The sequence below is a fragment of the Streptomyces sp. NPDC050703 genome (genome assembly GCF_040654435.1).
Classification (GTDB): domain Bacteria; phylum Actinomycetota; class Actinomycetes; order Streptomycetales; family Streptomycetaceae; genus Streptomyces.
Genome location: NZ_JBFAHX010000032.1, coordinates 40,981 through 64,398 on the forward strand (window position 1 = coordinate 40,981; position 23,418 = coordinate 64,398).

At 69.5% G+C, this 23,418-nt stretch carries 23 protein-coding genes and 1 pseudogene; 12 read left to right on the top strand and 12 right to left on the bottom strand.

Annotation, left to right across the window (positions count from 1 at the left end):
- Positions 1-114 precede the first annotated feature (114 nt).
- Both AB0I16_RS26025 and AB0I16_RS26030 read left to right on the top strand, forming a co-directional pair.
- Entirely contained in the window at positions 115-801 is a 687-nt protein-coding gene (locus AB0I16_RS26025; RefSeq protein ID WP_363251977.1) for a DUF1707 domain-containing protein, read from the top strand.
- A gap of 126 nt (positions 802-927) precedes the next feature.
- Positions 928-1,335: a WhiB family transcriptional regulator gene (locus tag AB0I16_RS26030; RefSeq protein ID WP_363251978.1), complete on the top strand. Its 408-nt coding sequence runs from the start codon at positions 928-930 to the stop codon at positions 1,333-1,335.
- 69 nt (positions 1,336-1,404) lie between these two features.
- On the opposite strand, the gene glpX is transcribed toward AB0I16_RS26030, so the two are convergent.
- Positions 1,405-2,436, bottom strand: a complete 1,032-nt coding sequence (gene glpX, locus AB0I16_RS26035) for a class II fructose-bisphosphatase (protein ID WP_363251979.1) — start codon at positions 2,434-2,436, stop codon at positions 1,405-1,407.
- Between the two features lie 242 nt (positions 2,437-2,678).
- On the opposite strand from glpX, the gene AB0I16_RS26040 reads away from it, so the two are divergent.
- Positions 2,679-3,197, top strand: coding sequence for a DUF4245 domain-containing protein (locus AB0I16_RS26040; protein WP_363251980.1), 519 nt, complete (start codon positions 2,679-2,681; stop codon positions 3,195-3,197).
- Between the two features lie 75 nt (positions 3,198-3,272).
- Here the strand turns inward: AB0I16_RS26040 and AB0I16_RS26045 are convergent, their stop codons facing one another.
- The 5 genes from AB0I16_RS26045 to AB0I16_RS26065 all read right to left on the bottom strand — a co-directional run bounded on the left by AB0I16_RS26045 (position 3,273) and on the right by AB0I16_RS26065 (position 8,786).
- Complete coding sequence (locus AB0I16_RS26045) at positions 3,273-4,682, bottom strand: erythromycin esterase family protein (protein ID WP_363251981.1); 1,410 nt, start codon at positions 4,680-4,682, stop codon at positions 3,273-3,275.
- 210 nt (positions 4,683-4,892) lie between these two features.
- Positions 4,893-5,483: a malonic semialdehyde reductase gene (locus AB0I16_RS26050; protein WP_363251983.1), complete on the bottom strand. Its 591-nt coding sequence runs from the start codon at positions 5,481-5,483 to the stop codon at positions 4,893-4,895.
- Between the two features lie 250 nt (positions 5,484-5,733).
- The gene (locus AB0I16_RS26055) at positions 5,734-6,027 is read right to left on the bottom strand and encodes an exodeoxyribonuclease VII small subunit (RefSeq protein WP_363251984.1); all 294 of its coding nucleotides are present in this window, start codon (positions 6,025-6,027) and stop codon (positions 5,734-5,736) included.
- A 9-nt stretch (positions 6,028-6,036) separates the two neighbouring features.
- Positions 6,037-7,296, bottom strand: coding sequence for an exodeoxyribonuclease VII large subunit (xseA, locus tag AB0I16_RS26060; protein ID WP_363251985.1), 1,260 nt, complete (start codon positions 7,294-7,296; stop codon positions 6,037-6,039).
- Positions 7,297-7,403: 107 nt separating this feature from the next.
- Entirely contained in the window at positions 7,404-8,786 is a 1,383-nt protein-coding gene (locus AB0I16_RS26065; RefSeq protein WP_363251986.1) for an APC family permease, read from the bottom strand.
- 88 nt (positions 8,787-8,874) lie between these two features.
- Between AB0I16_RS26065 and AB0I16_RS26070 the strand changes: the two genes are divergently transcribed.
- Together AB0I16_RS26070 and ppgK are read left to right on the top strand one after the other, a co-directional pair.
- The gene (locus AB0I16_RS26070; protein WP_363251987.1) at positions 8,875-9,867 is read left to right on the top strand and encodes a 4-hydroxy-3-methylbut-2-enyl diphosphate reductase; all 993 of its coding nucleotides are present in this window, start codon (positions 8,875-8,877) and stop codon (positions 9,865-9,867) included.
- A gap of 161 nt (positions 9,868-10,028) precedes the next feature.
- Positions 10,029-10,769 carry a polyphosphate--glucose phosphotransferase gene (gene ppgK, locus AB0I16_RS26075; RefSeq protein WP_363251988.1) on the top strand — a complete coding sequence of 247 codons (741 nt, stop codon included), beginning with the start codon at positions 10,029-10,031 and terminating at the stop codon, positions 10,767-10,769.
- A 13-nt stretch (positions 10,770-10,782) separates the two neighbouring features.
- Here the strand turns inward: ppgK and AB0I16_RS26080 are convergent, their stop codons facing one another.
- Positions 10,783-11,220, bottom strand: a complete 438-nt coding sequence (locus tag AB0I16_RS26080) for a DUF6542 domain-containing protein (RefSeq protein ID WP_363252030.1) — start codon at positions 11,218-11,220, stop codon at positions 10,783-10,785.
- Positions 11,221-11,686: 466 nt separating this feature from the next.
- Between AB0I16_RS26080 and ychF the strand changes: the two genes are divergently transcribed.
- Complete coding sequence (gene ychF, locus AB0I16_RS26085) at positions 11,687-12,775, top strand: redox-regulated ATPase YchF (protein WP_363251989.1); 1,089 nt, start codon at positions 11,687-11,689, stop codon at positions 12,773-12,775.
- A 408-nt stretch (positions 12,776-13,183) separates the two neighbouring features.
- Here the strand turns inward: ychF and AB0I16_RS26090 are convergent, their stop codons facing one another.
- A complete protein-coding gene (locus AB0I16_RS26090; RefSeq protein ID WP_363251991.1) occupies positions 13,184-13,684 on the bottom strand; it encodes an NUDIX domain-containing protein in 501 nt (166 codons plus the stop codon).
- 36 nt (positions 13,685-13,720) lie between these two features.
- Positions 13,721-15,073: a helix-turn-helix transcriptional regulator gene (locus AB0I16_RS26095; protein ID WP_363252031.1), complete on the bottom strand. Its 1,353-nt coding sequence runs from the start codon at positions 15,071-15,073 to the stop codon at positions 13,721-13,723.
- A gap of 223 nt (positions 15,074-15,296) precedes the next feature.
- Here AB0I16_RS26095 and AB0I16_RS26100 point away from each other — a divergent pair, with 223 nt between their 5' ends.
- The 5 genes and pseudogenes from AB0I16_RS26100 (at position 15,297) to AB0I16_RS26120 (ending at position 19,292) form a co-directional block, all read left to right on the top strand.
- Positions 15,297-16,046, top strand: a complete 750-nt coding sequence (locus AB0I16_RS26100) for a hypothetical protein (protein ID WP_363251992.1) — start codon at positions 15,297-15,299, stop codon at positions 16,044-16,046.
- Positions 16,047-16,125: 79 nt separating this feature from the next.
- A complete protein-coding gene (locus AB0I16_RS26105; protein WP_363251993.1) occupies positions 16,126-17,037 on the top strand; it encodes an aminoglycoside phosphotransferase family protein in 912 nt (303 codons plus the stop codon).
- Position 17,038: 1 nt separating this feature from the next.
- Positions 17,039-17,725 (top strand): class I SAM-dependent methyltransferase, encoded by a 687-nt coding sequence (locus AB0I16_RS26110; protein WP_363251994.1) that lies wholly within the window; start codon positions 17,039-17,041, stop codon positions 17,723-17,725.
- Between the two features lie 31 nt (positions 17,726-17,756).
- Positions 17,757-18,281 (top strand): annotated as a pseudogene (locus tag AB0I16_RS26115) (HAD domain-containing protein); the annotation flags it as partial.
- 519 nt (positions 18,282-18,800) lie between these two features.
- Entirely contained in the window at positions 18,801-19,292 is a 492-nt protein-coding gene (locus AB0I16_RS26120) for an ATP-binding protein (RefSeq protein ID WP_363251995.1), read from the top strand.
- A gap of 137 nt (positions 19,293-19,429) precedes the next feature.
- Here the strand turns inward: AB0I16_RS26120 and AB0I16_RS26125 are convergent, their stop codons facing one another.
- The gene (locus tag AB0I16_RS26125; protein WP_363251996.1) at positions 19,430-19,786 is read right to left on the bottom strand and encodes a DUF6234 family protein; all 357 of its coding nucleotides are present in this window, start codon (positions 19,784-19,786) and stop codon (positions 19,430-19,432) included.
- Positions 19,787-20,464: 678 nt separating this feature from the next.
- Between AB0I16_RS26125 and AB0I16_RS26130 the strand changes: the two genes are divergently transcribed.
- A complete protein-coding gene (locus AB0I16_RS26130; RefSeq protein ID WP_363251997.1) occupies positions 20,465-20,605 on the top strand; it encodes a hypothetical protein in 141 nt (46 codons plus the stop codon).
- A gap of 152 nt (positions 20,606-20,757) precedes the next feature.
- On the opposite strand, the gene AB0I16_RS26135 is transcribed toward AB0I16_RS26130, so the two are convergent.
- Together AB0I16_RS26135 and AB0I16_RS26140 are read right to left on the bottom strand one after the other, a co-directional pair.
- The gene (locus tag AB0I16_RS26135; protein ID WP_363251998.1) at positions 20,758-22,965 is read right to left on the bottom strand and encodes a caspase family protein; all 2,208 of its coding nucleotides are present in this window, start codon (positions 22,963-22,965) and stop codon (positions 20,758-20,760) included.
- Positions 22,965-23,378 carry a hypothetical protein gene (locus tag AB0I16_RS26140; protein ID WP_363251999.1) on the bottom strand — a complete coding sequence of 138 codons (414 nt, stop codon included), beginning with the start codon at positions 23,376-23,378 and terminating at the stop codon, positions 22,965-22,967. Before AB0I16_RS26140 ends, AB0I16_RS26135 begins: the two co-directional genes overlap by 1 nt.
- Positions 23,379-23,418: the final 40 nt, after the last annotated feature.

Genomic DNA, 23,418 nt, shown 5'->3' on the forward strand with positions numbered 1-23,418 from the left:
AGGTAAGGCTCAGTAGGAGGCCCGGCGGCCCACGGCCGGGCGGGGCGCGGGGCGACCCGCCCGGTTGTCCACAGGGGGTAGTCGCGATCTATCGCGAGTGAGTACGCTACGGGCGTGGACCTCGAAAAGCGCCCCTCGCAGCCCGCCCCCGCCGCGGCCGGATCGGCCGGCTCGCTCCGTGCCTCCGACGCCGACCGCGACCGCACGGCCGACATCCTCCGCGAGGCCCTGGCGGAGGGCCGCCTCACCGCGGAGGAGCACTCCGAGCGGATCGACGGGGTCTACAGCGCGAAGACCATGGCCGAGCTGGAGCCGCTGGTCGGCGACCTCCCCGCGGCGCACGGCCGGCCGCGGGCCGCGCACGCCCCCGAGCCCGCGCCGGCCAGGCCGTCGCCGGGCGCCGTCCCGCCGGTCGCCGACGAGAACCTGGTGGCGGTGCTCAGCGGCAGCGTCCGCAGGGGCCGCTGGCGCGTCGCCCGCCGCACGCACGCGTACGCGATATTCGGCAGCGTCGAGATCGACCTGAGCGAGGCGATATTCGAGCAGCGCCAGGTGGTCATCAAGGCGATCGCCGTCTTCGGCTCCATCGAGGTCCACGTCCCGGAGAACGTCTCGCTGCGCGGCAACGGCATGGGTGTCCTCGGCAGCTTCGAGGTGGACACCCTCGACTCGCCCGACCAGGACGCCCCGGTCGTCTTCGTGGACGGCACGGCGATCCTCGGCAGCATCGAGGCGCGGCCGAGGCGCGGCCGCTTCGTGCGTGATCTCCACCGGCAGCTGCGCAAGCACCTGGGGCACTGACGCCCCACGGGTCGCGCACGGCGGGGGCGCGTTCGCGTCGATCGGAACTCAGTGCATAGGCGCGTACACAGCGGGTAGAGCTGCTGCATCGTCTCTCGCTCGCGAAGCCGTCGTCAGGAGTAGGCCGTGCTGCAACCGTCGCATCAGTCCTCGCAGGTCGCCGCAGTTCCGGCCGACGGGGTCTCCCCTTCACGAGGGAACGCGAGCGCGTGGGGAAGAGGCCCAGCGCGGGACCGCGACGACGACGCCCCCTGGCACACGGAGGCGGTGTGCCGGCGTGACGAGGCCGGACTCTTCTTCGCCCCGTCCAAGGAGCCGACCGCGGCGCGGCTCTCGCGCGAGGAGGCGGCCAAGCGGGTCTGCGGCCGCTGCCCCGTGATGGTCGAGTGCCGCGAGCACGCCCTGCTCCAGCCCGAGCCGTACGGCGTGTGGGGCGGTCTCACCGCCGCCGAGCGCCGCGTGGTCCTGGCCCGGCGCCGCCGGCGTGACATGGAGCTCAAGAAGGCGGCGCACTCGATAGCCGCCGCCGGCTGACCGGCGTACGACGAAGGGGGCGCCCCCCGCACGGGGCGCCCCCTCCGCATGTCTGCGCGGTCCGGTGCGCTACTTGGCGCGGTCGAAGTCGATGGCGCTGTAGGCGCGCAGCTTCGAGAGCCGGTGATCGGAGTCGATCTTGCGGATCGTGCCCGACTTGGAGCGCATGACCAGCGACGACGTCGAGGCGGTGGCCGCGCGGTAGCGGACGCCCTGGAGCAGCTCGCCGTCGGTGATGCCGGTCGCGACGAAGAAGACGTTGTCGCCCTTGACCAGGTCGTCCGTCGAGAGCGTGCGGTCGAGGTCGTGGCCCGCGTCGACGGCCCGCTGCCGCTCCTCGTCGTCCTTGGGCCACAGCTTGCCCTGGATGGTGCCGCCCAGGCACTTGATCGCGCAGGCCGAGATGATGCCCTCGGGGGTGCCGCCGATGCCCATGAGCAGGTCGACGCCGGTGCCCTCGCGCACGGCCATGACCGAGCCCGCGACGTCGCCGTCCGAGATGAACTTGATGCGGGCGCCGGTCTCCCGGATCTCCTTGACGATGCCCTCGTGGCGGGGGCGGTCGAGGATCATGACTGTGACGTCCTCGGGCGAGGAGTTCTTGGCCTTGGCGACCCGGCGGATGTTGACCGAGACGGGGGCGTTGATGTCCACGTAGTCGGCGGCCTCGGGGCCGGTGACCAGCTTGTCCATGTAGAAGACCGCGGACGGGTCGAACATCGCGCCGCGGTCGGCGGCGGCGAGCACGGCGATGGCGTTCGGCATCCCCTTCGCACAGAGGGTCGTGCCGTCGATCGGGTCGACGGCGATGTCGACCTCGGCGCCGGTGCTGTCGCCGATGTGCTCTCCGTTGAAGAGCATCGGGGCTTCGTCCTTCTCGCCCTCGCCGATGACGACGACGCCGTTCATCGAGACGGTGGAGACGAGGGTCCGCATGGCCCTGACGGCGGCGCCGTCCGCGCCGTTCTTGTCGCCGCGGCCGACCCAGCGGCCCGCCGCCATGGCGGCGGCCTCGGTGACCCGGACGAGTTCCAGGGCGAGGTTGCGGTCGGGAGCCTCGGGAGAGACCTCTAGCTCGGACGGGAGATGATGCTCGGTCATCGGAAGAGCACCTTTCTGCTGATACAAAAAAGTGGCGCGCCCGTAGGGCGTCCTTGGAAGGGCGGTGGTGCGCGACGGGAGGGCGGCCGGATGAGGGATTGTGAACGACTCTATCCGCAGGCCGACAAAATGAGCAGTGGGCCCCACGCATGAGCGGGGCCGGAGGTGGCCGGCGGCACCCGGGGGCGCCAAGGGCGGCACCGGGGGAAGAGTCGCATTCCGGGCCTGAGACCATGGGGGACGTGGCAGGCAGACAAGGCACCCAGACCGTCAAGAACATGGTGTGGTCGTTGGTGGTGATCGCCCTGGTGGCAGGCGTGATCTACATCTTCGTCCCGCACGACGAGTCCAAGACCCCGGTCAAGCGCGTCGACTACCGGGTCGAGCTGCTGACGGCCCGGCGCGCCGCGGCCTATCCCGTGGCGGCGCCCGAGGGCCTGACGAAGGCGTGGAAGCCGACGTCGGTGCGGTTCAACGGCGCCGAGCACGACAGCTGGCACCTGGGCTTCCTCGACCCCGACGGCGAGTACGTGGCGGTCAAGCAGTCCACCGCCAAGCCGGCCAAGTTCATCCCGCAGGCCACCAAGGAGGCGCGGAAGACCGCCGCCACCGAGGAGATCGACGGCCGCACCTGGCAGCGGTACCGCGGCGACACGTACGACGCCCTGGTGAGTACCGAGAAGGGCGCGACGACGGTGGTCGCGGGCACGGCCTCGTTCGGGCGGCTCGCGAAGATGGCGGAGTCGCTGAAGACGGCGTGACGTCCGGCCGGCACCCGGGGGACGCCCTGGCGGCCCGGGATGCCGGCCGGTCTGCCGCGTCGCGCGGGCCCGGCGCTACTTGAGCATGCGGGCCGCCTCCACCTGGTGGAGGTGGACCACGACGTCGTGCGTCTTCGCGAGCCGGATCTCCGCCGCGTTCCCGTTCCAGGGGTAGGTGGCGGCGATGTTCTTGACGGTGCGGGGCTCGGTGAGCCAGGCGCGGGCCGGGGCCGGGGCCTTGCGCAGGTCCACCACGAAGTCGCGGTGGCGCACCCGGTCGAGGGTGTGCTCGGTGGTGCCGGGCGCGGCCGGGCCGACGGAGAAGCGGTGGACGCCGCCGTCCTGGCCGATGGCGTTGAAGGAGCCCTGGTCGAAGGTGAGGCCGACGCTCAGGTAGTCGCGGCCCAGCCGCTCGCGGAGGAAGTCGCCCTGTACCTTCGGGTGGCTCGCGGGGACGTAGGTCTTGAGCGCGACGTGGCCGTTGTGGGCGGCGAGCAAGATCTTGTCGCCGGTCCGCCGCTGCCACCAGGCGACGTTGTCCGCCATGACCTGGTCGCGGTAGCGCATGGCGTCGGGGACGCGCTGCGGGTCGTCCCAGTCGAAGGCGTACAGCGTGGTCATCTGGTGGATCGCGGTGGCGTGCTGGACGGCCCAGGCGTGCGCCTCGGCGTCGGCACCCCTGCCGGGCCGCTGCTCCAGCAGCCGCACCGCCCGGCCGGTCCGCTCGGCGAGCTCCTCGCGCTCGGCCAGTGGCTTGGCGAGGTAGTCGTTGACGTAGGTCTCGGCGTCGGTGGCGGGCCGCAGGCCCCGGTACAGCTCGGTGAGCTTCGGGGTGAGTTCGGGGCGGGCCTCGGCCGCGTAGCCGCTCACCTCGTCGTACAGCTCGGCACCGGCGAATCCGTTGTCGTCGCCGACGAACCGGACCGGGTCCTTGGAGTGCTCGACGTTGTACGCGCGCATCCACTGGAGCAGATCGCGGTACTCGGCGTTGTTCCAGAACCGGTAGGACCCCTGGAACTCCTCGTCCATGATCTGCTTCAGGTCGCCCTCGCCGCGCGTGAGGTAGGCGTTGAGCCGCAGTCCGGTGCTCCACGGGGCTTCGAGGGCGAAGGCCCGGAAGCCCTTCTTCTCGACCAGGTACCTCAGGACCCGGTGCTTGACGGTGAAGAACTCGTGCGAGCTGTGGGTGGCCTCGCCCAGGCCCACCACCCGGGCGTCGCCGACCATCCGGCCGAACGGGCGGAGGTCGGCCAGGCCGCCGCGGGGCTCGGTGGTGCGCAGCGGGTGGGCCACCCGGTCGAGGGCCGCCTCGGGGGTACGGAACGCGGCGGTCGCGGCCTCCTTCGGGCCGGCGGGCGCGGCGGCGTCGGCGGAGGCCGTCGCGGTGGTCGGGGCGGTCGGGGCCGCGGAGGCGGCAGGGGCGACGGCCAGGGTGGCACCGAGCGGGATGAGCAGGGCGGCGAGCAGGGCCTTGTGCGTGTTCATGGGCCCTACTGTCGCCGGGCGGGGGTGCCCTGGACCATCCGCTGCGCCCCCTGATCGGCCGGGGGTCAGCTACACCCTGCCGAGGGGAGGCCGGTCCCCCTTCGCGAACGGGAAAGGGCCGGCCGGGCGCGCGTCGGTCTGTGCCGACGCGGGCCCGGCCGGCCCGGAAGCTGCCGGGCACCGCGGCGAGCGGGCCGGCAGGACAGGTCCTCAGACCGTGGTGACGACGTCCTCGTAGGACAGGCGCGGGGAGCGCGGGAACCAGGCGTCCTCGCCGGGCTTGCCGATGTTGACGACCATCAGCGGGGTGTGGTCGTCGTCCAGGAACTCCTTCTGGAGGCCGGCCGGGTCGTAACCGGTCATCGGGCCCGCGGCGAGACCGGCGGCGCGCACGCCGATGATGAAGTACGCGGCCTGCAGCGCGGCGTTCAGGAGGGCGGCCTGCTCACGGGCGGGGCGCTCGGAGAAGAAGGCGTCCTTGGCCTGGGGGAAGTGCGGGAACAGTGCCGGGAGCTCCTCGTGGAACTCGTTGTCGGCGGAGAGGATCGCGACCAGCGGCGCCGCCGAGGTCTTCGGGCGGTTGCCCTCGGCCATGTGCTGCACCAGGCGCTCGCGGGCCTCGGGGGAGCGGACCAGGGTGACGCGCAGCGGCGACTGGTTGAAGGCGGTCGGGCCGTACTTGACCAGGTCGTAGATCGCCTGGACCTGCTCGTCGGTGACCGGCTCGTCGGTGAAGGTGTTCGCGGTGCGGGCCTCGCGGAAGAGCAGGTCCTGGGCGGCGGGGTCAAGGGCGAGAGACATGGATCAACCTTCTCGATACGTGTGGATACGTGCGGTGCTGGAGATCAGCCGGCACGACCGACGGTACGACAAGTGACGTTTAAGATTCAACCAAAACGGGGTCCTCGTGATCCGCTTCACAGGGTTCTGTCCGAAACCCGAACGGCTTGGCCGGTCCGTTTCGGTCCACTCCGCCGCCGCGGTCGGGCCGCTCCGGCTCCCGCCGGCGCCGGCCGGCTCCGGTCGGCGCCGCCCCCGGGTCGGTGAGGGATCAGGCCCCGTCCCCGTCCCCGTCCACGTCGTCGACGTCGTCGTCGGCACCGTCTTCGGCGCCGTCCCCGGCGTCCGGTCCCGCGAGGGCCGCGTCCAGGCGGGCGCGGGCGCCGTCGAGCCAGCGGCGGCAGATCCTGGCCAGCTCCTCGCCGCGCTCCCACAGGGCGAGGGACTCCTCCAGGGTCGTCCCGCCCGTTTCGAGGCGGCGTACGACCTCGATCAGCTCGTCCCGCGCCTGCTCGTACCCGAGCGCGTCCGCGGAGCCCGCGTCCTGGTCCGTTGTGCTGGTCATGCGCCCACCCTAGATCTCGGCTCGGTCCGCGTCGGCCGCGGCTTCCTCGGCCGCCGGCGCGGCTCCTGTCGTACGTACGGTGAACTCGCCCTCGGCGACCCGGGCCCGCAGCTCCTCGTCGGCACCCACGTCGCCCGGGGCCCTGACGACCGTGCCGTCCGGCTTCTGGAGCACCGCGTACCCCCGCTGGAGCGTCGCCGCGGGGGAGAGGGCCACCACGCGCGCGTGGGTGTGCGTCAGCTCCGAACCCGCCCGGTCGAGGAGGTGCCCGAGGGTGCGGCGGCTGCGGTCGACGAGGGCGGAGACCTGCTCCTCGCGCTCCTCGATCATGCGGTGCGGATGCTCCATGGAGGGCCGGGCCAGCGCGTGGGCGAGGCCGCGCTCCTCCCGGTCGAGGAAGGCGTCCACGCAGCGCCGGGCGCGGTCCCGCAGCCAGCGCACCCGCTCGTACTCCTCCCCGACGTCCGGCACGACCTTCTTGGCGGCGTCGGTGGGCGTGGACGCGCGCAGGTCCGCCACGAGGTCGAGGAGCGGGCTGTCCGGCTCGTGGCCGATCGCCGAGACCACCGGTGTGCGGCAGGAGGCCACCGCGCGGACCAGCTGCTCGTCGGAGAACGGCAGCAGGTCCTCCACGCTGCCGCCGCCCCGCGCCACGACGATCACGTCGACCTCGGCGAGGGCGTCGAGTTCCTTCACGGCCCGGACGACCTGGGGCACCGCGTGCACGCCCTGCACCGGGACGTTGCGCACCTCGAAGCGGACGGCGGGCCAGCGGTGCCGCGCGTTCTCCAGGACGTCCCGCTCGGCGGCCGATGCCCGGCCCGTGACCAGGCCGACGAGCTGCGGCAGGAAGGGCAGCGGCCGCTTCCTCTCCGGGGCGAAGAGGCCCTCTCCGGAGAGGCGCTTCTTCAGCTGCTCGATGCGGGCGAGCAGCTCGCCGACGCCGACCGGCCTTATCTCGGCGGCCCGCAGGGAGAGCTGCCCCCGCGGGGCGTACCACTCGGGCTTCGCGTGGACGACGACGCGGGCGCCCTCGGAGACGACGTCCGCCACGGCGTCGAACACCTGGCGGTAGCACGTGACGCTGACCGAGATGTCGTGCGAGGGGTCGCGGAGCGTCATGAAGACGACGCCGGCACCGGGCCTCCGGGACAGCTGCGTGATCTGCCCCTCGACCCACACGGCACCGAGCCGATCGATCCAGCCGCCGATGAGCCGCGACACCTGCCCCACGGGCAGCGGCGCGTCGGCGGACGTGTTGAGAGCCATGCGGTGAGCGTAGCGGCAGGGTCTGACAGGGCCGGCGTTCGTCCGGCGCGGGCCCGATGCGGGGAAACGAGCGGGCGGGTGGGTGAGAATCGCCGCGCAGCGGCGGCTCAGTCGGCCCGCCGAGCCCGCTGGACGAGAAGCACGGCCAGCCCCACGGCGAGCCACACCGCCCCGACGACCTGCGCGGACCCCGCGGCCTCCCAGATGACCGCCACGGTGATCACGGCCCCCAGCAGGGGCACGAGGAGATGCCGCCACCAACTGAAGCCGGAGGCCCGGTGGCGGAAGACGAACCACCCCACCACGCTCGCGTGCAACAACAGGAACGCCGTGAGCGCCCCGATGTCGACCACCGACACCAGGTGGTCCATCCCGTCGTCCCGCCGAGCCGCCCACACCGCGGCCACGAGGGTCACGACGGCCGCACAGAGCAGCGCCACCCGCGGCGTACCGGAGTCGGTCCGCGCGAGCCCCTTCGGCAGCCGCCGGTCCCGGGCCATGGCGAAGAGCAGCCGCCCGGCCGCGGCCTGCCCGGCGAGCGCGGCGAACGCGGCCCCGATGGCCTTGCTGACGGCCACCAGGTCGTGCAGCCACGACCCGGCCGCCGAGTCGACCGCATCGTAGAAGGCCGTGCCCTGCTTGACCGGCTCCGCGGCGAGCCGGGCGGAGGACAGCGGTTCGAGGAGGGCCACCAGGTACGTCTGGGCCACGAAGAGCACACCGGCGAGCGCCAGGCAGAACAGCACGGCCCGCGCGACCTTCGCCGAGCCGCCCGTCACCTCCTCGGCGAAGGAGGCGATGGCGTCGAAGCCCAGGTAGGAAAGGACGGCGATGGACACCGCCCCCACCACCGCGGACAGCGCGAACGCGCCTTGTGAGCCGTCTCCGGTCAGCGGCGAGAGCCAGTCCCGCTGGGTGCCGTCCCCGGCGATGACGACCACCGCGGCGACGACGAAGACGAGGAGGACGACGACCTCCATGGCGAGCACGGCGAAGCCGACCCGCGCGGCCGTCCGTACGCCCCACAGGTTCAGCAGGGTCGTGATGAGCACCGCGAGGGCCGTCCACACCCACCGCGACACCGACGGCACCAGGGAGTTCATGGCGATGCCGGAGAAGAGGTAGGCGACCGCGGGGATGAGCAGGTAGTCGAGCATCGCCATCCACCCGGCGACGAACCCGAAGCCCTTTCCGAGACCCGCGCGCGCGTAGGCGAAGACGGAGCCCGCCTGGGGGACGATCCGCACCATCTGGGCGTAGCTGAACGCGGTGAACGCCATGGCGACCGTCGCGATCAGATAGACGAGGGCGACGGCTCCGTGCGACTTCGCGTCGAGCGTCCCGAAGACGCCGACGGGCGCCATGGGGGCGATGAAGAGCAGACCGTAGACGACGAGGTCGCGGAAGCCCAGGCTGCGCCGCAGCCTCGTGTCCCCGGCGGGTCCCTCGCCCGCCTCGTGGGCCCCCTCACCGGCGGTCTGACCGGACATCGTGCCTCCGTGGATCGGCGCGTGGAACTCCGCGGACCCCCAGTCTCCCCAACCGGGCGATCTTTGACGCGCTGGACGCGGCCTTACGATGGGTGGCATGACTGCAACGCCTGGCTCCCGCCGTGTCCTGCTCGCCGCTCCCCGTGGCTACTGCGCGGGCGTGGACCGTGCCGTGATCGCCGTCGAGAAGGCCCTGGAGCAGTACGGGGCCCCGATCTACGTCCGCCACGAGATCGTGCACAACAAGTACGTGGTGAAGACCCTGGAGAAGAAGGGCGCCATCTTCGTGGAGGAGACGGCGGAGGTCCCCGAGGGCTCCATCGTCATGTTCTCCGCGCACGGCGTGGCCCCGACCGTCCACGCGGAGGCCGCCGAGCGCAAGCTGGCGACGATCGACGCGACGTGCCCGCTGGTCACGAAGGTGCACAAGGAGGCCGTCCGGTTCGCCAAGGAGGACTTCGACATCCTCCTGATCGGGCACGAGGGCCACGAGGAGGTCATTGGCACGTCCGGTGAGGCGCCCGAGCACATCACGCTCGTCGACGGCCCCGACGACGTCGCGAACGTCGAGGTCCGCGACCCGGACAAGGTCGTCTGGCTCTCCCAGACCACGCTCTCCGTCGACGAGACGATGGAGACGGTCGACGCCCTCAAGGGCAAGTTCCCGAACCTGCTCTCGCCGCCCAGCGACGACATCTGCTACGCCACGCAGAACCGCCAGACCGCGGTGAAGAAGCTCGCCGAGGACGCCGAGCTGGTCATCGTCGTCGGCTCCAAGAACTCCTCCAACTCGATCCGCATGGTCGAGGTCGCCCTCGACGCGGGCGCCCCCGCCTCGCACCTGGTCGACGGCGCCGACGAGATCGACGAGGCGTGGCTCGAAGGCGTCACGACGGTCGGTCTGACCTCCGGTGCCTCCGTGCCCGACGTCCTGGTGGACGGCGTCGTCGAATGGCTCGCCGAGCGGGGCTTCGGCGACGTCGAGACGGTGAAGACCGCCGAGGAGTCGATCACCTTCTCGCTGCCGAAGGAGCTCCGCAGGGACCTGCGGGCCGAGGCGGCGGAGCTGTCCCGGAGCTGACGGGGACCGGAGCGGTGCGGCTGCGCCGGAGCTGGCGGGAGCCGGAGCGGTGCGGCTGCCCCGGCGGTGACGGGAACCGAAGCGGTGCGGCTGCCCCGGCGCTGACGGGAACCGAGGCGGTGCGGCTGCCGCGGCGCTGGTCCGGGTCGTACGGTGGGGCCATGGAGATCTTCGGTGTGGACATCGGCGGCTCAGGGATCAAGGGCGCTCCCGTGGACCTTGACCGCGGAGACCTGGCCCAGGAGCGGCACAAGGTCCTGACCCCCCATCCGGCGACGCCGGAGGCGGTGGTCGCGGGCGTGTGCGAGGTCGTGGAGCACTTCGGCTGGAAGGGGCCCATCGGCGCCACCTTCCCCGGCGTGATCACCGACGGCACGGCGCGCACCGCGGCCAACGTCGACAAGAGCTGGATCGGTACGGACATCCGGAAGCTGGTCTCGGACCGCCTCGGCGGCGCCCCCGTGACCGTCCTGAACGACGCGGACGCGGCGGGCGTGGCCGAGATGCACTTCGGCGCGGGCAAGGACCGCAAGGGCACGGTCCTCCTCCTCACCCTCGGCACGGGCATCGGCAGCGCCCTGTTCACGGGCGGGCGCCTGGTGCCCAACACCGAGCTGGGCCACCTCGAACTGCACGGCCACGACGCGGAGAAGCGCGCCTCGTCCAAGGCCCGCGAGGACGAGGACCTGAGCTGGGAGCACTGGGCGCACCGCGTGCAGAAGTACCTCGCGCACGTGGAGATGCTGTTCTCGCCGGAGCTGTTCATCATCGGCGGCGGTGTGAGCCGCAAGGCCCACAAGTTCCTGCCGCTGATCGAGGGCATCTCCGCGGAGATCGTCCCGGCGCAGCTCCAGAACAACGCCGGCATCGTGGGAGCGGCGATGGCGGCGAGCGAGGCGTAGCGGCTCGCGGGCGTCAGACGGCGGGGGCGCGCTTCGGGCCCGGCCCCGCCGTCCCCTTCCGCGCGGGCCCCCGCCCGGCCTGCCCGCGCCGCTCGGCCATCAGCCGGACCTTGCGTACGCACACGATGAGCCCGGCGATGAGCGTGCCCCCGTACAGCCAGCCCGCGTGCAGCGCGAGTGACGTCACGAGGCCCATGAGGCGTCCGCCGAAGCCCGTGCCCCCGGAGATCGGCAGAATCCCGGTGGCGAAGGCGATCGGCGCGCCGATGGGCGCGGTGACCAGGTCGGCCGGGCGCACCCACAGTGCGGTCAGCGTGGCGACGGGCAGGAACAGCACCCCGTACGCGACGAGGGCGTCGTCGAACAGCAGTCCCAGCAGGCAGGCGAGCAGGAACAGCACCCCGGTGCAGAACAGTCCGCTGCCGAGCCCGGTCAGCCGCGGGTTCGGCATCCGCCGCAGGGCGCGGACGAGCGGTGCGCGGCGCAGGGCCCGTACCAGCGGAGGCGCGGGCCGGCGCGGGCGCGGCGCGGTCCGCTGCGCCGCTCCGCCCGTCCCGGCCGCCCGGCCCTGCGAGGGCAGCGGGGCGCTCCGACGGGGCCTCGCCACGGAGGGGGCCTTCGGTTCGGTCTGACGGGGACGCGTCCTGTGTTGCTCCACTGGTCCAACCTAGGTCGGCCGCCGCGCGGATTCCGGGGTGAGACACGCCTTTGACGTGACCTTGGCCATCCGTTCGACGCGGCGGCGGCCGCCCGGACGGGCCGGTGGCGACACGCCGTAGACTGGGGGATCGGCCCTTGTGCGAAGCGCGCGTACGCGACATGGATAGGCGTACGAGGCGCGGGCGCGTACCGAAGTTTCCGGTACGCGGCACTCGGGCCGTGCTCCCACCCAGCCCTCACGTACGGGAAGTCGCAACGTGTCGCTCACGATCGGAATCGTCGGTCTGCCGAATGTCGGCAAGTCGACCCTGTTCAACGCCCTGACCAAGAACGACGTGCTGGCGGCCAACTACCCGTTCGCCACGATCGAGCCGAACGTCGGCGTGGTCGGCGTCCCCGACCCGCGCCTGACGAAGTTGGCCGAGATCTTCTCCTCCCAGCGCGTCCTGCCCGCCACGGTCGACTTCGTCGACATCGCCGGCATCGTGCGCGGCGCGAGCGAGGGCGAGGGCCTGGGCAACAAGTTCCTCGCGAACATCCGCGAGTCGGACGCGATCTGCCAGGTCATCCGCGCCTTCAAGGATGAGAACGTCGTGCACGTGGACGGCAAGGTCTCGCCCAAGGACGACATCGAGACGATCAACACCGAGCTGATCCTCGCCGACCTCCAGACGATCGAGAAGGTCCTGCCGCGCCTCCAGAAGGAGTCGCGCATCAAGAAGGACATCGCGCCGAAGGTGGCGGCGGTGGAGTCGGCCAAGGAGATCCTGGAGAAGGGCGACACGCTCTTCTCCGCGGGCATCGTGCAGGGCTCGGAGCGCGCGGAACTCCTCCACGACCTGCACCTCCTCACGACGAAGCCGTTCCTCTACGTCTTCAACGTCGACGAGGACGAGCTGACGGACGACGCCTTCAAGGCCGAGCAGCGCGCCCTGGTCGCCCCCGCGGAGGCGATCTTCCTCAACGCGAAGCTGGAGGCGGACCTCGCGGAGCTGGACGACGAGGAGGCCCTGGAGCTCCTCCAGTCGGTGGGCCAGGAAGAACCGGGCCTCGCCACCCTCGCCCACGTCGGCTTCCGCACCCTCGGCCTCCAGACCTACCTGACGGCGGGCCCGAAGGAATCCCGCGCCTGGACGATCCCCCGGGGCGCCACGGCCCCCGAGGCGGCGGGCGTGATCCACACGGACTTCCAGAAGGGCTTCATCAAGGCGGAGGTCATCTCCTTCGCGGACCTGGTGGAGACGGGCTCGGTGGCGGAGGCCCGCGCGAAGGGCAAGGCGCGCATGGAGGGCAAGGAGTATGTGATGCAGGACGGGGATGTGGTGGAGTTCCGCTTCAACGTCTAGTGCGCGTCATAGCATCGCTGCGGTGACCTGACAAACATGCAGGTCAGTCGGGGTCGCTCGGTTTGCGAGCGACCCCGTCGCTGTGTCTGCTGCTGTTTCCGCGCTGTATGGGGTGACGGGTCGTCACCTGGCGTCGTCCCTGGTCATCCGTACCGCTGCTGGGTCGGAGCTGGGTGTGTCAGTGAGGGCCCGCCGCTGTATTCGGACCTTCTTGACAGTGGATTTCGTCGTAGTCGAATGATGGGGCGACTGGAGTCGTTGCTTACTGCTCCACCCCGGCTAACCGGACAAAGGCACTGGGGGGTGATCGAGTACGTCGTCACGTACGTGCCGCACCTCGGCGTGGAAGAGCGGGCCACCTGGCCTCCGCGTCGGGAGGTGCAGGTCACGGTGACACCGTGGTGATCTTTACTTCCACCCGTCCAGCGATACCTGAGGGCCGTCCGCGAGGTAGCGGTGGACGGCGCTCGCGGTGGTGTCCACGAACTCCACTGGGATGGCATCGGCATCGACCCAGCGAACCTGGGCGTGTTTGCGAGGTTCGCGATTCTCGGGTTCGCCGGTCCATTCGTGGGTGGCGAAGACGACGGTGAGGAAGCCGTTGGGGGCCTCGACGCCCCAGGCGTTATGGATGATGTGGGCGACCTTCAAGGTTTCCGGCTTGACGGTCAGGCCGGTCTCCTCATACAGCTCACGGACCGCAGTCTCGGTGATGGGCTCGCCGGGTTCGCTCTTGCCGACCGGCAGGTCCCACATACCGTGCGCGAACTTGGCGTTCTCGCTGCGCTGGAGGAGGACGACGCGGTTGGTGGCCTTGTCGTGGACGATGACGGCGGCGACCAGCAAGGTCATGGAGTCGAGAGCGGGCGGCAGGGCTTTCGGCTGGTCGTCGGTCTGTGGCTGAGCCACGGCTGGGGTCCCTTCGTCGGCCGGTTGGTGGGCAGCTTAGGTCAGCGCTTCGCGTGCGCGGCGGTCGAGTTCGACGGCTCCAGGCACTTTGCGGCGCTGGTAGACGGCGAGGGTGGAGCGGAGCGAAGTGATCGCCTTGCGGGTGCGGTCGGAGGTCATGCCTTCCATGAGGGACAGGGCCTCGGACCAGGCGGCAACGGCCTCGTCGGCTCGGACCTGAGCAGCCAGGCTGTCGCCCAGGTCAGCGTGGGTGAGGGCATGGACGCGTCGGTACTTCTCCGGGTCCCAGCGGATGAGGGCATCTCGGTGCTGCTGTTCAGTACCCACGTGATCGGCGAGATCGGTCAGTGTGCGCGCGGTGTGGCTGGCCACGGTGCCGGCGGCCGGACCGCTGACGCGGGAGTAGCTCGGCTGTGGGCCGTCGTCGCGTAGGAGGGCGTCTTCGGCGGCGAGCAGGGCGCGGGCCGCTGCGGGCTTCTCGCCTACGGCGGCGTACGCGCGGGCGTGGGTGATGTGGAGCAGTGCCTCGGTCTGGCTGTCGACGTGCCGCAGGCCCCGGGCCAGGGCGCCCTCGACGAGGTCGACGCAATGGTGGGGCTGCTTGAGGCTGAGGGCCTGGCGGGCGAGGGCGCGCATCATCCAGGCGGCGTGGCCGTGTGGGTCGGCTTCGCAGGCGAGTTGATAACCGACCTGGTAGTAACGCTGGGGGGCACCTTCCTGGCCGAGGTCGTGGTGCTTCCACCCCGCGAGGTAGGCGAGTTCTGCAACGGCGCCGAAGGCTGCCCGGCGCAAGTCGTCGTTGCGGAAACGTCCGCGCAGTATGGGAGCCGCGGTGTCGGCGAGGTACGCGGTGACGGTGGTGAGTCCATGGCCGCCGCCAAGACGCTCGTCGGCGGCACTGAAAGCCGCGGTGATCTGGCGTACGACGTCCACGTCCTCCGCTCCTACCTGGGATCCACCAGTGCGAGCTCGAAGCATGCGGGCGGTGGCTTCGTGGTCATAGGCGAGGGGCATCTCGACACCGGCCGCGGTGAAGGCGGCCACGGCCAGGAAGCGTCGCCGTTCGACGTCGGCACGGCCCAGATCGGTTGCGGCGAGGACGGGATCGGCCTGCTCGGTCGGTGCCTCGCCTGAGCGCAGACCGATCTCCGTCTCGGTGACCGTGCGGCCTGCTCGCCGGGACAGCGCCTCGGCCAGGTAGCGGGCGGTCCGGCCGGTCGGCCGGCGCTTGCCGTTCACCCAATGCGAGACAGCGGACTTGTTGGTCTGGAGCGCCTCGCCGTTCTCCGCGGCGATACGGCGGATGTCCTTGGCGAGGACCTCGTAGGTGCAGTCGGCTGCCTCGATGGTCTCGCGCAGGCGGGCGTTGGACTCCCCATGCGCAATCACGGTCCCCTCCGCTCCGGTGCTGTAAACCGCGTATACCGCTTCGCCCACGTCTCACCGTCCCCACTGTGTGTGACGACGTGTTCACTGATTATCAGCCGCCCGGCACGGTGCGACACCGTGACGAGACCCCTTCTTCGTCCGGGCGGCTCCCGAAGGTCCGCACACCCGCTCCGGGTTCGCGCACTGCTGTGCCCGAACTCGGCCGATCAGAGACGGAGACACGGTGACCACCACCGACACCACGGCCATCACAGTCGTACTGCCCGATGCGTTCGACGAGCGCTGGGCCCGGCTGCCGGGCATCCAGGTCGACGGCCGGCGCATCACCATCGACCCGGACGACTACTTCTTCCGCTTCGAGTCCCCCACCTGGCTCGTCGCCGACTGGGAGCTGGTCAAGTCCCACATCCTGGAGGCGGAGGAGACCACCGAGAGCGCGGTCGAGCAGCTCGCGCTGGAGTTCATCAAGGTCCACGGCGAGTCCACCTCGGATGCCGCCCGCGTGCTGTCCACCGCCTACGAGGTGTACGCCTACCTGTTCCGTACGGAACACCTTGCCGGTCTCGGCCTTCCGCAGATCACCGTTGAGCACCTGAGGATGCTGCGTGAGGCGGCCACACTGATGGCACTCAACAAGGAGGAGCTGGACGGTCACATCTCCAACGTCGGCCCCTGCTGGTTCTTCCCGGCTGCCACCTCCGTCGTCTTCGACCTGGACGACGACATGGGCGGACTGATGGACGAGATCTACCACGGCGGCTGGTTCAACGAGCACCGCCGCATCGAGTCCATCAAGGCCCATGCCGCGCTCGGCGGGCGTCTGGTGCACGGCTGCCAGTCCGTGCCGGACCAGTCGGGCGGTGTCGTCGCGCCCTACGGTGCGTCGATGGCGAACTTCCGAGACGACCTCGCGGCCTTCAAGGCCGGCTGGCTCGAGAAGGTCTACGCCCACCGCGTGAACCCTGCCGCGTAACAGGACACCGCACCCCAGACTCCGGGGCGGGTCGGCACTTCCCGCCCGCCCCGGACACCCACCGCACTGGAGCTCTCTCGTGGACGCGACTCTCAACGCCGAACTTCTGGACAATCTGCTGACTGTTGCCAACCGGACCGTCGCGGCACGCGAGGAGGTGCGCGTGTGGTCCATGTCCGGTGTCGAGCGCCTGACCTTCACGGACGGGGCCACAGCCATCTTCAAGTACGCCAAGAGCCCCTTCGATGGTGAGGACCAGGCCCTCCGGTTGGCCCGCACGCTCGGTGTCCCGGTGCCCGCCGTGCACGCCTCGGCCGTCCGGGACGGCTGGCTCGGGATGCTCTTGGAAGACCTCGGCGCTCCCCTCCGACAAGCCGACGATCTCGACGGGACCGCCGCAGCCGTGGTCCTGCACCGCGCCCGCCGTGCCGCCGCCCTGCCAGTCCTCGATCAGGAAGGTCTGTGCGGTCTCCCGACGCGAGCCTTGGAGCACCTCGGCCACCTGCGGAAAGCTGACCGTTGGGAGGACACCCAGGACATCGAGCACACTCTCGACCGCATCGTCCGAGCCGCCGAAGCACGCTCGGCCGACGCGACGGTCGGCCCATTTGGCTGGGTGCACTCCGAGTTCCACCCCACCAGCCTCCACATCGGCCGGCACGGCTGGCGCCTGCTGGATTTCGCCCGCGCCTTCACCGGACCCGGCTTGCTCGACCTCGCCAGCTGGCACGGCACCATTGACGACCCTGACCCCGCACGTATGCGGGCGCTTCTGGAGATGTACGTCAGTGAAGGCGGCACTTCCGACGCCCTCGCCGAGCGCGGCGGGCTTCCTGCCGAGAAGTGGGCGCTGGGCTGGCACCGCGTCTGGGCCGTCGAATGGTTCATGGAACAGTCCATCCGCTGGATCAACGATCCGGCCACCGACCCCGCCTACATCAAGGCCGTACGCCGCCACCTCACCGACGTCCTCGACCTCTTGGAGGTCTGACGTGATGGCCCAGGCTTCCCCGTGGTACGTACACGCTCTCCAACGCACCACCGCCGCCGAGCCGCTGTGCGTACCCGCCCGGATGGAGTGGACCTCACGGCCCGGCACCGGCCCAGGCGCCGAAATTCTCGGACCGGACCTGCGTCGCAAGCGACTGCTGGAACTCGGCTGCGGTCCCGGCCACAACGCCGCCCACCTCGCCACTCGCTACGGCGCCCAAGTCACCGGCGTCGATCTCGTCGGCCTACAGGTCCGCCGCGCCCGCTCGTACTACGGCCGGCTGAACAACCTGACCTTCGTCGCCGGCCACGCCCTGCACTACCTGCAAGCCTCCAACGAGCACTTCGACGCCATCTACTCCGTCTTCGGAGCGATCGGCCTCGTCACCCCCGAGCTTCTGTTGCCCGCCATTGTTCAACACCTGCGACTCGGGGGCACCCTTGCCTCCTCGGTCCCCCACCCTCAGCGTGGCGGCAGACGCCCTTCCACCGACGACCGGCCCAGCCGCGACTACGTCACCCTCCCCGACCGCACGCGACTACCCATCGCACGCTGGGAGTACGACGCCGACCGCTGGGAGAAGCACCTGGGCCGAGCCGGTCTCCAGCTCACCTCGGCCCAGACATCTCACGACGCCCGTCACGGTCGTTGGCCCACCACCCTGCTGATCATCGCGCGCAAGCTCTGACCCCGGCCCCTCGGCCCCCTGGGAGAACCCGATGCGCCCGCCCTACCTGCTCCTCGACGTCGACGGCGTCCTCATCCCCTTCCCGGCTTCAAACGGAACCGGCCCTGAGACCCACACCTGCCACGACGTCGTACCCACCGGCCGGACCGCCGACAACCCGGTCGCCATCTGGCTCAACTCAGCACACGGCCCCTTGCTCATGCACGTGATCAGAACCGGCCTGCTCACCCCTGTCTGGTGCACCAGCTGGCGCCAGAACGCCGCCACTCTCATCGGCCCGCTCCTCAACCTCCCGCCCCTGCCCCACATCGACCTGCCGCATCCCCAGATCGCGACCAGCCACCCCAACGGCTACCTGTGGAAACGCGACCACGTCGACGACTGGCTCGGCGACGCGCCCGCCATCTGGATCGACGACGACTTCACCAGCCTCGACCACGAGTGGGCGAGGGAGCGCACCGCTCGCGGCCCAATCACAGCCTTGGTTCAGCCTGATCCTCACGTCGGACTGCTGGCCGAGCACTTGGTCGAGGTTCTGGCATGGGGTGCACGATTGGCCATCGCAGGGGGTGATACCCCACGCGTCGTGGGCGGAGCCGAAGCCGCGAAGAGGAACCGGCTGAGGGCCGACGTATCAACGGTGCATGGGCCCCGTGCCACTTTCTGCTTGCGACCCCATGGGCAACGTGGAGGAGACCCACCGCGCTGTCGACACGGCCCGCGCCACGCGGGTCCGCGCCCAGTGAGGAGCTCCAGATGCCGGGCGGCGGCGCTGACTTCGGGAGTGCGGTGAAGACCCTACTGGTGAGCAAGTTGTAGCTGCGGAAGTTTTTGAAAGAGCTGATGGGAGCGGTGTTCCGCTCTTCGCGAGTCCACGGTGTGGTGGTCGCGACCCAGCCGCGATCATCGGGGAGGCCCCTGCCGTGATGTCTGTTCTATCCACCGCCGTGCTCCTGCCATGTCTGGCGGTGACCGGCCTGTACGCGTGGAGCGAGGCACGCGAGTGCGTTCGTCCCGGGCCTGGCCGTCACCGCCGCGTCCGACGCGGACGTCACGCGGCCCGGGGAGGCCGGCGATGAAGGCCCACTGCGCTCTGAGTGCGGCCCCGTGCGTTGTATGGCGCTGGACGAGCCGCACCCCTGATGTACCGGCACAGGCGCGCACCGCGTTGCGCTGCGCCCTCGGCCAGCTCGGCTTCGACAGGGAGGCGGTCGACGACGCGGTACTGGCCGTGTCCGAACTGGTCACCAACGCCACCCGGCACGCGGTGGGACCGTACGAGATGCGGCTGCGCCGCACCGCAGCGCAAGTCATCTGTGAAGTCGAGGACCATGACCCGCGCATCCCGCAGATTCCCGCGTTCCCTGCCACGGCACCTTACGCTCCGGCGGATGAGAACCGCGGAGGTGGCCTGGAGGCGTTGGGGGCCGCACTGACCGAGAGCGGGCGCGGCCTGCACATCGTCCACGAACTCACTCGCGGAGACTGGGGGTTCTGGAGCCGCAAGAGGACCAAAACCGTCTGGTTCGTGATCCCCACGACGTTCGCTCAGAGCACTGAGATGTGAGGAGAAGAAGGCGCAGCTCCGAGATGACTGCGGGCGACTGGTCACCAGTTAAGGCACTTGGCTAAGCGGCATGTAGATGACTGTCCGAGGCGGTTGCCGTAGCTGCCTGCCTTGTACTGCGGGGCCCGCCGCGGGTTCTACCGGTCGGGCACGGGGCTCGATGAGGTGCAGGGTGTCCCGGCCCGTGTTGAGCATGACTGCAGGGGAGACGGGTGAGCGCGCTCGTATTCCTCGTGCCAGGCAGGCATCGTGAAGATCAGCGCCATGGCCGCTATGAGTAGTTGGACTGCTCCGGCGAACGGATGCACCGAATACAAGAAGGCCGCGGCGACCACGAGCACGCCCAGAGTGAACCCGCCGAGCCAGAGGACTGGGGCACAGTCCACGGAAGGCGTCGCGGTTTGCTCGTCCGCACCGGCCCATCCACGGAGGGCCAAGGTCAGCACCAGCAGGATGGCGACCGGGATCTCGACGAGCAGCACGATCAGGCTCATGCAACCACCCGCGAACCCGTCACCTCGCGCGTCCGGAGATCTGCCATCCCGGTCGTCGGGTCCCAGCAGGCGCGGTACACGCGAACTCGGCTCGAAGCGCATGGCCACAGGCTCGAACGTCACGGCATGCACTGCACTGCAGTTCACTGGCCCGAGTCGTGTCTGAGTCGACCGCCGGCCGATCCTGTTCCGCGATCCGTTCGGTCGCTCCTTCCACATGACCGTGGCGCGAGCGGAGTCCCGGGGCCCGTGGAGCCCCGCGTGCCTGCTCGGTCCGCGTTGGCCACGACCATGGACGCTCCACGGGATCGTCTCTGGCAAGTGGGACGGTCGCAGACAGATCGGATCAGCTCAGGGCACGGCTGTCGGAAGCGGTCGGGGGACACAGGCCGCTGGCCCCATTGGCGAGCGGCTGTCCGGCGGCAGCCGCGACGTTCCGGTGCAAAAGAGCGGTCGGCCGCACGTCGGCGTCTGTAGCCCGACCGCCGATGAAACGGGGATGTCGTGCCGTGCGGCGGCCGTCGGGTGCGTCGCGGCCCGTACGGCGCTGATGCGGCCGCCACAGGTAATGGCGGACACGTCGACTACGGCAGGACCGGTAGCGCGGCAGCCCTCGCCCTGAACCGTTGGCTGATAGCGGCCAGCGAATACGATCGGGTTCCTGCGAGACGGGTCGGAGTGCACTTCCGTAAGGCCCTTACGGAGGCAGGTCTCGTCAAGCCGGATGGCAAGCCGAAGGACACCCCGCACGGCATGCGGCACTTCTTCGCCTCCACAGCCCTGGCCCACGGCATCCCGATCCACGAAGTCTCCAGCTGACTCGGCCACAAATCGATCAAGACCACCGTCGACGTGTACGGCCACCTCGTCCCCGCCTCGTGGGACCGCTGCCGGGACGTCATACAAAAGGGTCTGCGCCCTGGCGATGATGCCTAACCGCGCGGCCTCGTTCAAGCGTGCGAGCGCACCGGCTAGCGAGGGCAGCGGGCGATCCTCGGAAGCCGCGACGAGCCGAGGAGCCTATCAAGGGCTGGCACACCCTCGTGATGGAGCGATGGGCCATGAGAACCAGGCAAAAGTCGGCGCAGGGCACGGGTCGCGACATCGGTCAGTGTTGCTCCGATCTGCGGCCCGAGCGACAGGTCGACACTTCCGGCTAGGTCCACTTGCCGATCGTCCCACTCATCGATGCGCTCAGTGAGGAAGTCCAGAACCACAGATTGCCGCCGACCAAGAAGAAGTAACTCGCAGGCCTGCACGACGTCGCGGAGGTTGAAGATGAGCCGGGCGGATATCCATGAAGGTCCGAGGCCGGGTTCCGCACAGCTGATGACTAGCTCGTCGGCATCGGGGCCTTCGGTGGCGACACTCAGTTGGAGGCCGCCGCGTTTCAGGAAGCCCTCAACCGCCCGTTGTTCTTTCGTGCCGTGAACTATTAGAGACCACCAGGGAATCGCAGCCCATGTGCCGTGGTTCATTCTGTGCTCTTCAAAGGGTGTGAAGATTTGAGGGCGGGCCAGAAGGTGCTTGCTGAAGGTGGCAAGGCAACCGTCCTGGAAGTGCTCGTCCGCCGTGCGCTCGCGTAGCAAGTCGTGCTCGACGGCGCTAATGCTTTCGATTGCCAGGGCGATGGCCTTCAACTGCTCTTCGATGACCTCAGCCGCCCGTACAAAGACTGCACGGGAGTCGTGGCCCGCTGGTGCCAGATCGACGTACTGGGCGAGGGCTTGCTGAGCTGTCTTGCACCGGACGAGATCGCCACCAAGCTGGACCAAGTGGCGGGCCTTGAGTGTGCTCCACGGGCGAGTGGACATCCAGTGTTCCCAAGCATGGTCGCCTCCACCGCGCTTGCCGAGCATCATTGTTGTGATGTTGCCGACTCGAAGATCCGACTCGGCCTTCAGCTTCTTCCAAGGGTCGCGATAAGTGACCAGAGGGAGGGGTGGCAGCGATGAGAACGAGCTCAGGACTCGGGTGTCAGTGATGTCCCAAAGCTCGCTGAGTTCCCGCTCCACGTGCGGACGAGGCATCGTACGGCTTCGCTGGGCAGCCCAGTATTCGCTCAGCAGCATGTACGTACTCTCTGGCGTCCAAGGGAAGAGTCCCAGATCTCCGAAGAACGGACCGCTGTTGGCCAGCCCGTCCATTTCGTATCCGAACTGGACCTTGGCGATGAGTTCGGAGAGTTCGTCAGTGCTTGGATAAGGAGTGGCGAAGATCTGGCTGGAGGAGAGCATGCCGATGATGGTTGTGGTGCTTTTTCCCTGGGCGAGTTGGGTGGCGATTCGCGCTACCAGCAGGGAGCGGATGAGCGTCGGATCGCCGAACTCTGAGCGGAGTTGGTCTCGGGCGAGTGCTGGAACATCCCCTAAGTGCCCGAGCAATGATTGGTGAACCTCACGGAACCATTCCTCTCGCTTCAGCGAGAGTGTCGGTTTCTCGGCAGGCGGGCGCCACTTGTTGTGGAACAGTGCGATGTCATGCCCCAGCCCGCTGGCTCGTTGCTGGGGCAGTGGCATTCCCTGTGATTTGAGCTGACCGTGCACATACTTATACAAGGAACTCATATCCAGCGGGTCCGGCGATTCAGCTATGCCATGGGAGATGGCTTTGACGAGCTCGCCGGTGAACGCTGTAAGTGGGGCACCCGGGGGAGCCATAGCCGCTTGCGTCGCTGCTGAGGCGGTCATGACGTAGGTGCCTTCAATGATGGTCTCATCCGCGATCCCATCGGTTCTCCCCATGAACCCTTCCAGCGCGGCACCGCTGTAGCAACAGTCCAGGATCACGACCTTGTTGGCAGCCATGCTGTCCAACACTTCGGCACGGAGGTCGTTGAAGGCCACGGACCCGTACTGTCGCCTGCCCCGTTCTGAGTTGCGCACGGCGAGACGGAGGGAGCCATCGGGTAGCGGCATACCGTGGCCGGCGAAATACACCACTAGGGTGTCCAACGCTTCACTCGCCGCCCGGTGTACGGGGTCAAGCGCGCTGGCGACGTCGGTGGGGTTGGGAACCGTTGTGCAGTGTTTGTCCGGAAGGTTCCCGCCGAGTGGAGACCTGAAGATCTCGGCCAGCTTACTCAGGTTGTTGCGCACCGCTGGCAAGGGCGAAAAGTGCTGGTACTCGTCCACCCCGATCAGCACTACACGGGTTCCGTCAGGATCCGGCAAGCGCATTACCGATCCTCGGAGACAGAAGGCGTTGACGCCTGGCTCGGGCGGACGGTCCCTGGCGCTACTTCGGCAGGTGCGGATGTCAGCAGGGTCGCGACGCGACGCAGCGTTTCCTCTGATGTGTCGTGGACTGTCACGGTGATTCCGTCGCGGCGGATGACGACTGGTTCGGGTGACGATGGGCGGGCTGTTCGCCAGGCGACCACGATGTTCACCAACAGGCTCGCAGCGGCGAGACCGTTGCTGACGAACATGTTGATGGTCTCTCCCGCGCTCATGCGACCAGAAGCGCCGACAGGGAGTGCCAGCTCGACCTGTGCGTGGCGCCGGAGTTCACGATCCTGCCGGAGCCAGTGATATAGGTCGTGGGCCGCCATGTCGTCGCCTTGTGAACCGACGGTGACCTGCAGCTTCATGCGATCGCCCCCAATTTTCTACGGTGCTCGATGCTCATGG

What these genes read in the sequence shown, in the direction of transcription:
- AB0I16_RS26065 (WP_363251986.1), bottom strand. Translation starts at nt 8,786, where the DNA reads ATGTCCGGTCAGACCGCCGGTGAGGGGGCCCACGAGGCGGGCGAGGGA.
- ppgK (WP_363251988.1), top strand. Translation starts at nt 10,029, where the DNA reads ATGGAGATCTTCGGTGTGGACATCGGCGGCTCAGGGATCAAGGGCGCT.
- xseA (WP_363251985.1), bottom strand. Translation starts at nt 7,296, where the DNA reads ATGGCTCTCAACACGTCCGCCGACGCGCCGCTGCCCGTGGGGCAGGTG.
- AB0I16_RS26055 (WP_363251984.1), bottom strand. Translation starts at nt 6,027, where the DNA reads ATGACCAGCACAACGGACCAGGACGCGGGCTCCGCGGACGCGCTCGGG.
- AB0I16_RS26070 (WP_363251987.1), top strand. Translation starts at nt 8,875, where the DNA reads ATGGGTGGCATGACTGCAACGCCTGGCTCCCGCCGTGTCCTGCTCGCC.
- AB0I16_RS26080 (WP_363252030.1), bottom strand. Translation starts at nt 11,220, where the DNA reads ATGCCGAACCCGCGGCTGACCGGGCTCGGCAGCGGACTGTTCTGCACC.
- glpX (WP_363251979.1), bottom strand. Translation starts at nt 2,436, where the DNA reads ATGACCGAGCATCATCTCCCGTCCGAGCTAGAGGTCTCTCCCGAGGCT.
- AB0I16_RS26125 (WP_363251996.1), bottom strand. Translation starts at nt 19,786, where the DNA reads ATGAGCCTGATCGTGCTGCTCGTCGAGATCCCGGTCGCCATCCTGCTG.
- AB0I16_RS26050 (WP_363251983.1), bottom strand. Translation starts at nt 5,483, where the DNA reads ATGTCTCTCGCCCTTGACCCCGCCGCCCAGGACCTGCTCTTCCGCGAG.
- AB0I16_RS26045 (WP_363251981.1), bottom strand. Translation starts at nt 4,682, where the DNA reads ATGAACACGCACAAGGCCCTGCTCGCCGCCCTGCTCATCCCGCTCGGT.
- AB0I16_RS26120 (WP_363251995.1), top strand. Translation starts at nt 18,801, where the DNA reads ATGAAGGCCCACTGCGCTCTGAGTGCGGCCCCGTGCGTTGTATGGCGC.
- AB0I16_RS26140 (WP_363251999.1), bottom strand. Translation starts at nt 23,378, where the DNA reads ATGAAGCTGCAGGTCACCGTCGGTTCACAAGGCGACGACATGGCGGCC.
- AB0I16_RS26135 (WP_363251998.1), bottom strand. Translation starts at nt 22,965, where the DNA reads ATGCGCTTGCCGGATCCTGACGGAACCCGTGTAGTGCTGATCGGGGTG.